General features: G+C 42.3%; 12 protein-coding genes. 7 read left to right on the top strand and 5 right to left on the bottom strand.

Annotated features, from left to right (window positions below; translation table 11 throughout):
• Nucleotides 1-7: 7 nt before the first annotated feature.
• The 5 genes from prpF (at nucleotide 8) to R7Q38_RS18965 (ending at nucleotide 7,182) form a co-directional block, all read left to right on the top strand.
• Entirely contained in the window at nucleotides 8-1,204 is a 1,197-nt protein-coding gene (prpF, locus tag R7Q38_RS18985; protein ID WP_005377286.1) for a 2-methylaconitate cis-trans isomerase PrpF, read from the top strand.
• Nucleotides 1,205-1,281: 77 nt separating this feature from the next.
• Complete coding sequence (locus R7Q38_RS18980) at nucleotides 1,282-3,159, top strand: propionyl-CoA synthetase (RefSeq protein ID WP_085569999.1); 1,878 nt, start codon at nucleotides 1,282-1,284, stop codon at nucleotides 3,157-3,159.
• 189 nt (nucleotides 3,160-3,348) lie between these two features.
• Nucleotides 3,349-3,828, top strand: a complete 480-nt coding sequence (locus R7Q38_RS18975; RefSeq protein WP_005377290.1) for a GNAT family N-acetyltransferase — start codon at nucleotides 3,349-3,351, stop codon at nucleotides 3,826-3,828.
• Between the two features lie 191 nt (nucleotides 3,829-4,019).
• Nucleotides 4,020-5,351, top strand: a complete 1,332-nt coding sequence (locus R7Q38_RS18970) for a trypsin-like serine protease (protein WP_042523747.1) — start codon at nucleotides 4,020-4,022, stop codon at nucleotides 5,349-5,351.
• 385 nt (nucleotides 5,352-5,736) lie between these two features.
• Complete coding sequence (locus R7Q38_RS18965; RefSeq protein WP_213896130.1) at nucleotides 5,737-7,182, top strand: bifunctional NUDIX hydrolase/phosphatase PAP2 family protein; 1,446 nt, start codon at nucleotides 5,737-5,739, stop codon at nucleotides 7,180-7,182.
• Nucleotides 7,183-7,342: 160 nt separating this feature from the next.
• On the opposite strand, the gene R7Q38_RS18960 is transcribed toward R7Q38_RS18965, so the two are convergent.
• Nucleotides 7,343-8,152 carry a Cof-type HAD-IIB family hydrolase gene (locus R7Q38_RS18960; RefSeq protein WP_017821691.1) on the bottom strand — a complete coding sequence of 270 codons (810 nt, stop codon included), beginning with the start codon at nucleotides 8,150-8,152 and terminating at the stop codon, nucleotides 7,343-7,345.
• 216 nt (nucleotides 8,153-8,368) lie between these two features.
• Here R7Q38_RS18960 and queE point away from each other — a divergent pair, with 216 nt between their 5' ends.
• Nucleotides 8,369-9,019, top strand: coding sequence for a 7-carboxy-7-deazaguanine synthase QueE (gene queE, locus R7Q38_RS18955; protein WP_005377296.1), 651 nt, complete (start codon nucleotides 8,369-8,371; stop codon nucleotides 9,017-9,019).
• 310 nt (nucleotides 9,020-9,329) lie between these two features.
• Here the strand turns inward: queE and queC are convergent, their stop codons facing one another.
• From queC to eamB, 3 genes are all read right to left on the bottom strand, one after another.
• On the bottom strand, nucleotides 9,330-9,986 hold the full coding sequence (queC, locus tag R7Q38_RS18950) for a 7-cyano-7-deazaguanine synthase QueC (RefSeq protein WP_005377298.1): 657 nt from the start codon (nucleotides 9,984-9,986) through the stop codon (nucleotides 9,330-9,332).
• 67 nt (nucleotides 9,987-10,053) lie between these two features.
• Nucleotides 10,054-10,392 carry a helix-turn-helix domain-containing protein gene (locus tag R7Q38_RS18945; protein WP_005388200.1) on the bottom strand — a complete coding sequence of 113 codons (339 nt, stop codon included), beginning with the start codon at nucleotides 10,390-10,392 and terminating at the stop codon, nucleotides 10,054-10,056.
• A gap of 308 nt (nucleotides 10,393-10,700) precedes the next feature.
• Nucleotides 10,701-11,285, bottom strand: a complete 585-nt coding sequence (eamB, locus tag R7Q38_RS18940) for a cysteine/O-acetylserine transporter (RefSeq protein ID WP_005388201.1) — start codon at nucleotides 11,283-11,285, stop codon at nucleotides 10,701-10,703.
• Between the two features lie 112 nt (nucleotides 11,286-11,397).
• Between eamB and R7Q38_RS18935 the strand changes: the two genes are divergently transcribed.
• Nucleotides 11,398-12,297: a LysR family transcriptional regulator gene (locus R7Q38_RS18935; protein ID WP_318114322.1), complete on the top strand. Its 900-nt coding sequence runs from the start codon at nucleotides 11,398-11,400 to the stop codon at nucleotides 12,295-12,297.
• A 1,233-nt stretch (nucleotides 12,298-13,530) separates the two neighbouring features.
• Here R7Q38_RS18935 and R7Q38_RS18930 read toward each other — a convergent pair.
• The gene (locus R7Q38_RS18930; protein WP_239939355.1) at nucleotides 13,531-14,460 is read right to left on the bottom strand and encodes a LysR family transcriptional regulator; all 930 of its coding nucleotides are present in this window, start codon (nucleotides 14,458-14,460) and stop codon (nucleotides 13,531-13,533) included.
• Nucleotides 14,461-14,493: the final 33 nt, after the last annotated feature.

Genomic DNA, 14,493 nt, shown 5'->3' with positions numbered 1-14,493 from the left:
AGTGCGTATGTCAAATAATACTCCGAATCAAACAAGCCAAATAAAAGTGCCCGCGACGTACATGCGTGGCGGCACGAGTAAAGGTGTCTTTTTCAACCTAGAGGATTTGCCTCAAGAAGCGCAAGTGGCTGGAGCCGCACGTGACAAACTGTTGCTACGCGTTATTGGCAGCCCTGATCCTTACGCGAAGCAAATTGATGGCATGGGGGGCGCGACGTCAAGCACCAGTAAAACAGTGATTGTTTCGCGCAGCAGCAGAGCCGATCACGATGTTGACTACTTATTTGGTCAAGTGTCGATCGACAAACCATTCGTCGATTGGAGCGGTAACTGCGGCAACTTGTCTGCCGCTGTCGGTCCTTTCGCCATTCATGCTGGTCTGATCCCACAAGATCGCATTCCAGAAAATGGCATTGTGACGGTGCGTGTTTGGCAGGTGAACATCAGCAAAACCATCTTGATTCACGTGCCAATCGTCAATGGTTTCGTTCAAGAAACCGGCGAATTTGAGCTCGATGGCGTGACGTTTCCGGCCGCCGAGATTCAAGTCGATTTCGTTGACCCTTCTGATGGCGAAGGAAGTATGTTCCCTACGGGTAACTTAGTTGATGATTTAGTGGTGCCGGATGTGGGTACGTTCAACGCGACCTTTATTAACGCGGGCATACCAACCATTTTTATTGATGCTGAATCGATTGGATATCAGGGCACCGAGCTGCAAGACGATATCAACAACGATGACACAGCATTAGCAATGTTCGAATCCATCCGTGCATATGGCGCGTTAAAAATGGGCCTGATTTCTGATTTAGAAGAAGCTCAAACACGCCAACATACGCCGAAAATAGCGTTTGTTTCTAAACCGAAAAGTTACCTGTCTTCAAGTGGTAAAGCAGTTAATGAGTCGGATATTGATGTGCTCGTTCGCGCGCTGTCGATGGGCAAGCTACATCATGCAATGATGGGAACAGCAGCCGTTGCTATTGCTTCTGCTGCGTGTGTGCCCGGAACGTTAGTGAATTTAGCCGCTGGTGGCGGTGAAAAAGAGTCCGTGACTTTTGGCCACCCGTCAGGAACGTTAAAAGTTGGGGCACAAGCGAAGCAAACTGAGCAGGGCTGGGTGGTGCAAAAAGCCATTATGAGCCGAAGTGCGAGAATACTGATGGAGGGATTTGTGCGTGTACCCTTCTATGTCTTCGATTAAAAGAGACGATCTTTGGATTAAAAGAGCGATCTTTGAGTAGAACGAGAGCAATGTCAGGACATACTGGAGGAAGCAATATGTCTTCATACGAAAAAGAATACTTATGGGCGAAGAATGAACCGGAGAGTTTTTGGCGCGCTCAAGCGGAGAATATCGATTGGTTCGAATCTCCTAAAACTATCTTGAAATCTGATGAAAACGGCATAGAACGTTGGTTTCCAGATGGTGTAATGAATACGTGCTGGTTAGCATTAGATTACCATTGCGAGCAAGGACGCGGTGATAATACTGCACTCATTTATGACTCGCCAGTGACAGGTCGTAAAGCCACGTACACCTATAGCGACCTACGTGACCAAGTAGCAAAAATTGCTGGCATGCTGTCTGCTCAAGGTGTTGAAAAAGGAGACCGAGTCGTTATTTACATGCCGATGATCCCAGAAGCCGCAATGGCGATGCTTGCCTGCGCGCGTTTGGGGGCGATTCATTCCGTAGTATTCGGCGGTTTTGCTCCTAATGAGCTTGCTGTACGAATTGAAGATGCAGAGCCGAAAGTGATCATGACGGCGTCGTGCGGGATTGAGATCAACAAAGTCATTCCATACAAACCAATGGTAGACAAAGCCATTATGGACAGCCGTTGGAAGCCTGAGAAAGTGTTTGTTTTCCAACGTCCAGAGTGCGACGCTGAGCTAAACCAAGATAGAGACTTAGATTGGCAGCGAGAGTACAACCAAGCGCTGCCACATGGTTGTGTTCCGGTGTTAGCAACCGATCCGCTCTACATACTTTATACATCGGGTACGACAGGTAAGCCGAAAGGCGTTGTGCGTGATAACGGTGGCCATGCTGTCGCGATGAAGTACTCCATGAGCGCAATCTATAACATTCCTCAAGATGGCGTCTTTTGGGCGGCATCTGATGTGGGCTGGGTAGTAGGGCACTCTTACATTGTTTACGCTCCACTGATTCACGGTTGCACTACTATCCTATTCGAAGGCAAGCCTGTTCGAACACCGGATCCTGGCGCATTTTGGCGAGTGTGTGATGAATATAAAGTAGATGCGTTGTTCTCTGCACCAACGGCGTTTCGTGCGATTAAGAAAGAGGACCCGGAAGGCGAGCACTTAAAACAGTACGACTTGTCGAATCTGAAAACCATCTTTATGGCGGGAGAACGCCTTGACCCTCCGACACTGGAGTGGGTTCAGAGCAAAGCGGACAAGCCCGTTATTGACCACTGGTGGCAAACCGAGACGGGCTGGGCCATCGCTGGCAACCCGACAGGTGTCGAAATGATGCCAGTTAAAGCTGGTTCTTCGACGAAGCCCATTCCGGGTTATCAGGTCGAAATTCTGAATGAACTTGGAGAGGCTGTCGGGCCTAACCAACAAGGCTTTGTCGCATTAAAACGTCCGCTACCACCAAGTTGTCTGCCAACGGTTTGGCGTAATCATGACCGTTTTGAAACTGGTTATCTTAGCCAGTTCCCAGGCTACTACGTGTCAGGTGATGGTGGCTATCTGGATGAAGACGGTTACCTGTTTATTATGGGACGTATTGATGACGTGATTAATGTCGCGGGACATCGATTGTCGACAGGTGAAATGGAAGAAATAGTAGGAGGCCACCCAGCGATTGCAGAATGTGCGGTGGTTGGTATCCACGATGATCTAAAAGGTCAGCTTCCACTTGGTTTTGTTGTACTGAAAGACGGCGTCAAAGTGGATGAGCTAGACCTTGAAGGTGAGCTTGTTGGCAAAGTGCGTAGTGAGATAGGTGCAGTTGCTTGCTTCAAGCATGCGTTGGTTGTAGACCGTTTACCGAAAACACGTTCAGGTAAAATTTTGCGTCGAACTATACGTCAAATAGCTGATGGTGAAAAATACACCGTTCCGTCAACGATTGATGACCCAAGTAGCTTGAACGAAATTGAGCGAGTGCTACGACGCTGAGAAAAACTCAATTCTAACTAACCCCTGATCCTCGAACTCTGTTGGTTGGTTCTGCCTCTGTACGTTTATTAAGTGCAGGGGCCTTTTTGTTGTTCAAACAGTACAAACGTATCGTGAAAGCATTTGTGACTTGCCAATACGACGTTTTCCTCACAAACTACAGCCATTCCGTTTTTAGTGACCCTTTGTATGACCACGTTTGCGATTAAACCTGCGTGTTTTAGCGACCTAGAGTTGCTCAACGATCTTATGTTCGAGCTTCATGATGAGCATCATCTTCAATCTCCTGAGCTTTTCAAAACGGCAGAGGAGATAGAACAAGAAAAAAGCATTGCTCGATATATTGACGACCCTGAGTGCCTTGTTTACGTAGCAAAACAAGGAGATGAAATTATTGGCTTTATCTCTGGTCACTTCTGTGAACTTATTTCTACCGTCAGCCAGCCAGTTATGATGGGAAGTGTGGATGAGCTCTATGTGCTGCCTGAATATCGAAAACAAGGTACGGCGCAGGCATTGATTAATAAAATTGAGTCAACGTTCTCTGATTACGGTGCAAAACAGATGTTTGTTGAAGTATGGCATTTTAACCAGGGCGCAATATCTTTGTATGAAAAACAAGGATTTGCACATCATATCCACTATTTAAGAAAACCGCTGAACGAATAATCGTATTTAACTTTAATATTGTGATTTAGGTTCTATCGAATTGAAATCATTCAGTTCGTCAATAGACTTTTCTCTATAAGTTGCTCGCAATGTTAACAAATTGATATGCACCCACATTGGTATCGGCGTTTTTGTCTGCTTGTTTATTAGTAGCACGAGGATCGTGCTTACAAAAACAAGAGGACAATATTTTGAAACTAACAAAATCGTTACTTGCTTTAGCCGTTTTGCCAATGTTCGCAAGTGCTGATGATTTGTCTCAGACGCAAAATCACACTATCCAACCCCAGATCGTAGGCGGAGTAACTGCCGACCCACGTGACTGGAAATTCTACACCCAAATTGTTAGTCGTTATGGTAACCGATCGTATTGTGGGGCCAGTTATATCGGGAATGGTTACGTCCTGACTGCTGCACATTGTGTTGAGGGTGATTCTCCGAGTCAGATTGCGGTTAAAATCGGTGGCGTTGTTTATAACGGTAGTGACGGTGTTCGTGCAAACGTCAGTGAGATCCATATGCACCCGGCATATCGCCGCGCGACGCTTTCTCATGACCTCGCGGTATTGAAGCTCGACTCTGTGCCTCAAGGTGTTTCTTCAGTTGAGATTGCGAATGGTAGTCTAACGCAATACGCGAGCATCGGAGATTGGCTTAGTGTTGCTGGCTTAGGGCGAACTTCTGAAGGAGGAAGCTCTCCGTCTCGATTGCAGGAGGTTGACGTCCCACTTGTGTCGGATATGACTTGCCGTCAAGCCGGTGGCAACTACACAACGGTTGGAGAAGTGTCATTCTGTGCGGGTATTCCTCAAGGTGGGATAGATTCTTGTCAGGGAGATAGTGGTGGTCCAATCGTTATTAATCGCAGTGGTGTAATTACTCAACTTGGTGTGGTCAGTTGGGGAATAGGTTGTGCTCGTCCTGGTATGTATGGGGTTTATAGCGATATCGCTGCTATGCGCAATTTTGTCGATGGTGTTATCGGAACAGCAACACCACCAAAAGAAAATGTTTCTGTTGGATACACCACCGAACAGACACTGGCATCATTTAATGTTGGGGAGTTACAGCAACATAGCTTTGTTATCCAGAATTCAGGGAACACCACGTTCACTGTGGAAAATGTTCGCGCGTTTGCTTCGGGTGTTACTGATGCAGCGGTTATTGCCAATGATCAGTGCTCTCAGGCGACGTTAGCAATGAATGCAAGTTGTCGTGTTGATGTTGAATTTGGTGCTACTCAGAGCGGAGAAGCAAGAGTGGCTTTGAACTTCAACGTTGATAAGACCAGCACACAATACCAAGCGTTAGTATCCGCTCAAGCGAAAACGGTGACAACGCCTCCCACAGATAGCTGTAAAACTGTATGGCAAGCCAGCTTAGTGTATCTCAAAGGAGATACGGTTACTTGGAATGGTAAAGTTTGGCAAGCGCAGTGGTGGACTCAAGGTGATAATCCAGCAGACTCAGGGCCTTGGGGTGTTTGGCAAAAAGTCGGCGATGCGAATTGCACGTCTAACTAACGATCGGGCCAGTGAATTTGATTCGTTGACCATGAGATAAGATTCATTCTTGGTTTCAACGATCAGTACATAGTTACCATAACTGGGGTTTATTGTTTGCGAATAATAAGCCCTTTTTTATTGTGTCAACTATGAGAACCCACAAAATGTGTATGACTTTGTCCTGACGTTATCTTTATATAACTGGCAGAATTGCGATCAACATTTTATGTTTTGTCTGATTTTTGTCAGGTTTGCATTAAATTATTCTCCAGTGAGCGTTGAGATCAGGTTTTACGCGATCAACTCAGTTTGGCATAACTCGTTACTTAATTTTTGTCGAAAAAGATAAGATTAACTGCCATGATTCATTGGTTATCATTATGTTTATTTAAGGTCATATTTTGTGTTGAGACAGCTGTTATTACTCATCCTTTGTTTTATTTTGTTACCTGTTTCACCGATTTCTACGGCTAAAGCCACTGCGAGCGAAGTTAAAGGAGCGCTCTGTATTGTTCGCGCTGATGACAAGTTAGTGCTAGTTCATGAAGTATTAACGGATAAGATTTCTCTACCTGGCGGAACCATTATTGATGGTGAGTCTCCACAAGTTGCTGCTCAACGAGAAACGTGGGAAGAAACCGGTATAGTGGTTACGGTTGGAGAGGAGCTTGGCAGAACGGACACTGCGGTTTTTTACGACTGTATATCAGACTCTGACATTATCGCTTTTTCTATGAATAATTCTTTAGGTGGAAATGAACTGCCTATTTGGTTTGCCCCTCATTATGGAGTAGAAGTTGCGTCAGCGATGTTGCTTAGCCCATCTGAATTACCATCATCTTTATATCGTTATCCTGAGCAATGGCCACAAGCCACTCAGTTTTTTGATCAAGCTACCAAGCAATCAGTATCTTATGTGACTCAGTTGATCGAATCCGCGCCTTCATTTCGTCAGGTTGAATTGGCGTGGCTGATAGATTTACAGAGTTGGGTAGGGGCGTTGTCAGAAACGAGTTACGAGGTAGCTAGTCAGATCTCGAAACTCGTTATAGATCTGACAGAACCGACGGTACTACTCTTTCTATTTCCTTTTGCCATGATGCGCTTTGGTAGCCGGTTTGTGTACCGACTCTTTTTTGCAATTAGTGCAACGTCGCTTATGGTGCTTGTCGCTCAACAAGGCTTTTCGTTACCGCGCCCACATGTCTATATACCAATGATGGGGTTAACGCACAGCTTTGGCTTTAGTTTTCCTAGCTTGCCTATCGCTGTGTGGTTTTGTGTTCTGACGTCCTTGTTTCATAGAACCCAGTATTTCGGTTTGAATGGAACAACGGCAGTCTTCGTGTTCATCACTCTTACAGTGGTGTTAGGTAAGTTTTTCCTCGGCAGTGCCTTTATTCTAGATATGTTATTTGGCGCGCTGTTAGGCAGCTTGGTGGCTTGGCATGTTCTTCGATTGGAAACAAATCAAGATGTGAACGTTGATCAAGTTCTAAGCTCAAAAGGCGTCTGGTTCATTATGACTGCGGCAACAGCGGTCATCTCCGTCATCTGGCCATTACCTGTGTTTGGTCGCTGGCTAGCAATTTTAATCACAGCATCAGCGTTGGTCATGACATTTAGAGAGTCGAAAGCACATTTAGATACTCGGCAGATGATCTTTGTGACGCTGGCATTGTTGCTTGTTGATCAACTCTATTTGTACTCGGCTAATATCGTATCGTTTAGCGGTTTGTGGTCATTAGTCTTGTCGACGTTACATTATCCATTATTAATGTTGTTATTTATGCTGCTTGCAAGGAAGCTGACTTGTGAAAACCAACCGAGCAAAACGTTGCTAGATTGATGGCTGTATTTGTTATCTATTAGTATTTAAGTAAAAACAAAGCCTTGCATTACAGCAAGGCTTTTACACGTTTAGTCCACGAACAACGCCGCTTGCCTATCTTGGACGGCTAGGGGTGTTAAACGTAAGAAGCTTAACGCAACAGACATGGCGGAAAGGGCTATGCATTGAGCACGAACTTTTCTATAGCTTTAGCGACACCGTGCTCATCATTACTTGCCGTAATGTAGTCAGCGATTTGCTTGGTTTCTTCCATTGCATTTGCCATCGCGATACCAAGGCCAGCGTATTTCAGCATGTGGTGGTCATTTTCTGCGTCACCCATACAGATAACTTCTTCCGGTTTAATTCCCAGATACTCGGCAATTGCGGCAACACCAATACCTTTGTTGCTCGCAGGGTTAAGAAACTCAAGGAAAAACGGAGCGCTTTGAACAACCGTAAACGCTTCGCGCATTTCAGCTGGCAGTGCTGCTATAACTTCTGTTAGTTTGCTTGGCTCTGCAACCATCATAGCTTTGATGATTGGATGATCGTCTTCTAGTGATTCGAAGTTCATCTCGGTGACATTTAAACCATTTATCTTTGCTTCAATATCGGTGTAAGGGTTGTGTTCGTTGGTGATTAAACCATGAACTTGACTAAAAGCATGGACGTACGCACCTAGCTCTTCGGCTTTTCGCGCCACCAATTTTGCAGCTTTACCATCTATGATTTGCTGGTGGATGATGTCGTTTGTGCCTACGTTCTTGACCATCGAACCGTTGTAGTAAAGAACAAAATCTCGATCGGAATGGATATTCAGTTCGTCGAGCTTGTCTTGCATTCCTTCTAATGGGCGACCAGAAGCGAGAACGACAGTAACGCCTGCTTCTCGAGCTTTTGCGATCGCTTGTTTGTTTTCTTCAGAAATGGCTTTATCACTATTGAGTAGCGTGCCATCCATATCTAGTGCGATCAGTTTATACATCATTTCTTACCTTAAAGTTTTTTGGGATCTGTCAGTGAAAAAGGCTTGGTTTAACGTTAACCAGAAACCTATATTCATTACGCTATGAAACTACAAAATGGTCTATTTTAACAATTAATTTTTGGTTTAAATTGACCTAGACACGCGTGTCCATTATGGTCTTCGCCTCGAAATGTTATGAGTTGAGTGAGTTCTGCGTTGTATAAGCTAAATGAGATGTTTGAAACCATCCAAGGGGAAGGGGTTTTTACTGGAGTCCCTGCTGTTTTTGTTCGGCTTCAAGAGTGTCCGGTTGGTTGCTCATGGTGCGATACCAAACAAACGTGGTATGCAGATGAGAATGATCAACGTCAAATAGGCGATATTCTGGTGAAAACGGAAGACTCTCCGACGTGGTGTGTTGCATCTGCCGAGAACATCGTAGAGCAATATCAACAGCAAGGCTTTAATGCTAAGCATATCGTGATTACTGGTGGAGAGCCTTGTATTTATGATCTGCGCCCTTTAACAAAGGCGTTTGAAGATATGGGGTGCCAATGCCAAATTGAAACCAGTGGCACATCAGAAGTGATTACTTCAGAAAATACGTGGGTGACAGTGTCACCAAAAGTAGCAATGAAAGGTAAATTACCAGTGCTTAATAGCGCGTTAGAGCGGGCAAATGAGATTAAGCATCCAGTCGGTACCCAGAAAGACATCGACCACCTTGATGATCTTTTAGCAAATGCGAACGTAGCGGCTGAGACTATCATTGCACTACAACCAATTAGCCAGAAGCCTCGTGCTACGCAATTGTGTATTGATACGTGTATTGCCCGCAATTGGCGTTTGTCTGTTCAAACTCATAAATATTTGAGTATTGCTTAGACGAGAGACTCGTCATCATTCGAGGTAGCTTTTCTATCTAATCCCGGTTTCGCGAGTAATGCCGTTGGTAGCTTTGCTATCGAAACATTGTCGATATATCTAAGCAATTTATAGCGTTGTAAAAGCTAAGCAGTGTTGGCTGTTGTGGTGTAGTGCTATCTTTGGTTCGACAATCGTTTCGCATTTAATTGATGCCACCAATCTGGCGGCATCAAAATAAAGCTTTGTTGGCTGGAGTTTCACGCTGAGATAAAACGTTTAGAAGCTAACGCAAAAGGTTTTATCCCAGCGCTATTACCGCTAACAAAGACTATTTGCTCGCTAAGTATTCTTCTAAGCCGCTTTGTCGCAGTAGGCACGCTGGGCATTCACCACAGCCTTTACCAACGATTCCGTTGTAACATGTTAACGTATTGTTTTGGACAAACTCCAACATATTGTGCTTATCAGCTAGAGCCCAGGTCTCTGCTTTAGTAAGCCACATTAAAGGAGTCTTAATATTGAAGGCTTTATCCATACCTAAATTGCAAGAGAGATTTAGAGAGCGAATAAAGTTGTCTCGGCAGTCAGGGTAACCACTAAAGTCTGTTTCGCAAACTCCCGTAATGATGTCTTGAATACCAAGCTGGTAAGCATGGATACATGCGTAAGTAAGAAAGAGGATGTTTCTCCCTGGAACGAATGTATTGGGTACGTTAGCGTCGCTTAAGTCATTAGATACCGGAATGTTGTCTCTTGTCAGCGAGCTTATCGCTAACTCATTAATTGATTTTACATCCAGGACTTTGTGGCTTTTGATGTTAAGTTGCTTACCTAATTCGATAGCGATATCTATTTCATCTGAATGACGCTGGCCATAATCAAACGTTATAGCATGAACCTCATCATATGTATTTAATGCATCGATTAAGCAGGTCGTAGAGTCCTGCCCACCGGAAAAAACCACAAGTGCTTTTGTTGTAGCCATGTTGAACCCTTAGTTATGCTCTTTGATTCTTTGGTATTGATACGTATTCTTAGGCGTTTAATCCCAATTACGTACTCGACTTCGTGGCGATTGCGTCCGCAATCAGCTGGGCTGTGCTCTCAAGCACTCTTTGCTTGTCATCATTTGACAGCTTGTGGAGATTCACAGCAAGTTCAGCGGTGATTTCATCTTCACAAAAAAAATAGTTTAGAGGCACGTTTAGCTCATCTGCGATAAGTTTGAGCGTTTTTACGTCGGGAGTATGGCGCTCCCTTTCGTATTGATTCATCCTTGCACTTGCAGAACTATCATCCATGCCGATACGGATGCCCAGTGCTTTTTGGGACAGATTCGCTTGTTTACGCGCATGCTTAAGGCGGGCTGGGAGTGGGTTATTAAACAACACTTAAAGTTCATACGAAGGACTTGGATGACTAAGATTATCTTAGTTTTTCTGATTTGTGTATACTAAGTAATACTTAGTTATTACCGAGGTCGCCAAGGCCGTGTATGTATAGCTAAACAAGATTTCGTATCTTTAGGTTGATTAAGTGACGTTGAATCTACTTCTTCAAAAACTGCCGTATGAAGGAGTGGGAGGAGCGAGTAAGGGCACGAGAAACCGCAGCGATTTGTAGAGCAGAATTTGCTCTTCACATAAACGTAGTCGTCTAAGTTGAAGAGCAATATTGTTCTTGATGATCAACTATATACTTAAGTAAATAACTGTGTCGCACAATAGATCAGAGCTGCTGCTAAGCTCATATTGATGACTTTGCCATATCTCTGGAATTGCGATTGAAGTAGCTTTCCTGCAACGGCCCAAACTACGTTGCTAAGAAGTGCGATCAAAGCAAGAATGAGGCTAGTCGCTAAGATCCAGTAGATATTCTGAGTGTGGGGCAGTACGAACGTAGAAATAGAGGTAATTCCATAAAGAATGATTTTCACATTAACGAACTGCAAACCGAAACCTGTTAAGAAACTGATACCTTTAGAATTATCCGATGAAGTTTTGATCTCACTCGTAGCAAGCCCCCAAGCCAACCAAACAATATAAGCTGCTCCAATCCATGTTAGCCAAGGTGTAATCACGGGCAAGAGGCTGATCATGTTATACGTGAAAGCGCCACAAAGTAGCATCAAAACAACATAGCCACAAAACATCCCCGAAATCACTTTTGTTGAGCGTTTTAGTCCATATTGCGTCGCGATGCTGAGCGATAAAATGTTGTTTGGCCCTGGTGTAATTGAAGTAATGATTACGTAAGTAAAAAATGCGGTGTAGATGGCGGTCATCTCTATCTCTCCTGTTTTTACTGCACTATACTTCGCTACAATTGATTAAAAAATTGAATAAATTAAAACTTAGACTTTTAATTTATTGAACTGTTGGTTGTGGAGTCTAGTCATGAATCTAAAACGCTTTCTTACTTTTAAAGCTATTGTTGAAGAAGGATCGTTTCTAAAAGCGTCACAGAAGCTTTATTGCACGCAATCAACCGTCACCTTTCAAATCAAGCAGTTGGAACAAGATCTGTCTCTGCAGCTGTTCGAAAAAATAGGGCGTAAGATGGTTTTGACTCAAGCAGGAGAAAAGATACTGCCTTACGTCTATGAACTGGCGCGAGTGATGGAAAATATTGAGGGAACAGCACAGCAAGAAAACTCGGAGCCGACCGGTGAATTGAAAGTGCTGATTGCTGAGACTCAACTTGCTTATAAGATGGCTAATGTTTTAAAAGAGTTCAGGATCAGAGCGCCCAATGTCCGACTCTCTCTGCAATCACAAAATTGCTATCAGATTCGAGATGAGTTGATAGCGGATAAAGCTGATTTAGGTGTGTTTTATCGAGTAGGTAATGACGATACGCTCAAGGTCCACGAGTTTGAGCAGGAGCCACTGGTATTGGTTGCTTCACCGCTTTTAAAAGGGCTAGATTTAAAGAAGAGAGAGCAACATATTGATTTAGGGTTTATAAGCAATGGCCCTAAGTGCCTTTTTCGACAGATGTTTGAGAGCATTATTCAAGAGCGTGATATTAGCATCGACAACATGATCGAACTTAGCAGTATTAATACGATCAAAAATTGCGTTGAGAGTAATATTGGTATCTCTTACTTACCTCGTTTTACGGTTGAAAAAGAGTTGCAAGAGGGCAGTTTACAAGAGCTTGAGTTCAGCGAATTTTCACAGATGATCAAGCCACTCTGCGCTTATCATGCTGGGAAGTGTGTGACGCCGGCGATGGAAGTCTTTATTGATTGTATGCGTAACGAGTATGAACGGTTTTCTACTCAGAGTCGGTGATCTTTAATATGTTCTATCTGACATAGTTTCGTTTTTACTCCTTTTTATTTTTTAAGTGACCACTTCTAATTTATTGATTTTTTTTGCTTTGTTGTGAATCCGACTGTTGTGGGATGATAAATGGGATCTGATGTGAAGAGCTATTTATTGACGGAAAGAGATAAGATATCAAAACGACGGCGTGTGGTAACTAGATTAGATAAGGTTACATAATTAACAGTGTAATAAATGCCATTCTTTATGGATTATTTTCAACGAGACTTAATTGTTGCGGTTCGTTATTATTAACTCGTTAACGCATCCATTGCTAGGAAGTTAACTTACGCATATTGTTTTTTCATCATTTGCAGCAAATTATATTTGCTGCTTTTTTTTAACCAAAAAAAGTTCAAAGCTTGAACTACAAGCTCTGAACTTTTGTTTATACTTAGTGGTTTTCTACTTTAATAAGTAAAACACCGTTTAAAAGTATCGCGTAACCTAGTAACTCTAAGCTTTCTTCGACCAAGTTTTTCACGTCTCTATTATATGAGTTCCCCATGAACTCGACCCAAAAATCACCATACCCTGCAAATCGTGAGAATAAGAAAACAATAAAAAATCCAATCGTTAATGTCGTGAAGCTAGAATGAGAAATGAAAAGTTTTACCTCATTTTTTATGTTAACTATATTATTAAAACAAAAATAACAGACCGAGACTATTATAATCCAAGCAGGATACTTCCATGAACCGTGAGGGAAATACTGCTCTATGTGGTAGTCCATTTCTCTAACGAATATAACCATAAAAAATGAAGACATTATTACTAATATGTGTTTGAGTTCAAGATATTCCTTAGATTTATACAAACACATTAACGATGAAAAAAGCACAAATGCTATTTGAGTCATTTCTATAAGAGAGTTCTCCGATGTGCTTTTGTCCATTTTTACGCTAAAGTAAATCGTTGCTAACGTATAAATAACCAAAAAAATAAGATAAGATATTTTATATACTAACAAACTAGTGACCGAGGTGTGTTTTTCTTCAATATACATCGTAACTTGTATAGGTGATGGATTTGTTAGTATTATAAATCAAGAATTTTTTATATTTAGTGAATTAAGCGCCATTTAGAATGGAACTTAATTCACCTAACATTAAACTTCGATTAATATTAAACGTTACTGGTTTAATTTATTGATTTTATTTGATTTTTTATTTTATGTTAATTTTGGTTAAATAGAATCACCTAGCTTTTATTGAAATACTTTTCCCATATTGGTGGTATGCCAATTTCTTCTTGAACGATATCAATGAATGCCCTAACCAATGGTGATTGCTGACGGTGTGAGTACATAGCATAAATATCACCAAAATCTTGAGTTTCATATTCTGGTAAAAGTTGAACTAAATTAGAAGACTCTAGGTTGTTAGGAAGCATAAATTGACCTATAAGTGCTGCGCCCAGACCTGACTTTACGCTTTCAATTATTAGCTCAGCTTCATTTACCATGTATGACCCTGATATTGGGTATGTATCTAAACCATCTGATTTTGCTTTGTCGTAGAATTTAAGTTTATCGACAATAAAATTACCATTTGAATAAATAATAAAAGGTAGCTTAACTAACTCATCAGGCGTTTCTGGGTTACCATGTTTTTCAATTAATTTTCGAGAAGCAATGATTGCAGTCGTATTTTTTGCTAATTTTCTTGCTACCATTGATGAATCCCTCATAGGTCCGATTCGAAAAGCAATATCAAAATTACTTCTAATCACGTCTACATGAAGATCATCTAGCATTAGTTCAACACTTGCTTTTGGGTACTTATGTAAAAACTTCTCTATCGAAGGTTGTAGATAGAGTTTTCCAAATAATGTTGAGCTTGAAATTCGTACTTTCCCTGAAGGCTCAGTCTGAAAGTTCTCCGCTATTTGTTGAGTATCATCAAGGAGTTGAGATATTTGGTCTGCTTTTTCAACTATTTGCTTGCCGACTTGCGTTAATGAAAGAGAGCGAGTTGTTCTGTTTAATAGCCTAACGCCTAAGTGCTCTTCTAACTGCTTGATGTGTTTAGATAAAACAGAGCGGTCGATATTCATCCCATCTGCTGCTTTTGCAAAAGATCCAGCTTTAGAGACTTCTAAAAGCAGGTGTAGTTTATTTGCTAAATCCACAATGTTTATCCAAGTTAGATATTAGCGTATTAG

Source organism: Vibrio sp. Vb0598, assembly GCF_033338935.1.
GTDB classification, from domain to species: Bacteria; Pseudomonadota; Gammaproteobacteria; order Enterobacterales; family Vibrionaceae; genus Vibrio; species Vibrio alginolyticus.
Note: the sequence above shows the minus strand (reverse complement) of the source record. Positions and strands in the feature narration are given on the sequence as shown.

Excerpts from the sequence above, each read along its gene's own strand:
- prpF (WP_005377286.1), top strand. The coding sequence starts at position 8 with ATGTCAAATAATACTCCGAATCAAACAAGCCAAATAAAAGTGCCCGCG.
- R7Q38_RS18980 (WP_085569999.1), top strand. The coding sequence starts at position 1,282 with ATGTCTTCATACGAAAAAGAATACTTATGGGCGAAGAATGAACCGGAG.
- R7Q38_RS18975 (WP_005377290.1), top strand. The coding sequence starts at position 3,349 with ATGACCACGTTTGCGATTAAACCTGCGTGTTTTAGCGACCTAGAGTTG.
- R7Q38_RS18960 (WP_017821691.1), bottom strand. The coding sequence starts at position 8,152 with ATGTATAAACTGATCGCACTAGATATGGATGGCACGCTACTCAATAGT.
- queE (WP_005377296.1), top strand. The coding sequence starts at position 8,369 with ATGTTTGAAACCATCCAAGGGGAAGGGGTTTTTACTGGAGTCCCTGCT.
- queC (WP_005377298.1), bottom strand. The coding sequence starts at position 9,986 with ATGGCTACAACAAAAGCACTTGTGGTTTTTTCCGGTGGGCAGGACTCT.
- eamB (WP_005388201.1), bottom strand. The coding sequence starts at position 11,285 with ATGACCGCCATCTACACCGCATTTTTTACTTACGTAATCATTACTTCA.
- R7Q38_RS18935 (WP_318114322.1), top strand. The coding sequence starts at position 11,398 with ATGAATCTAAAACGCTTTCTTACTTTTAAAGCTATTGTTGAAGAAGGA.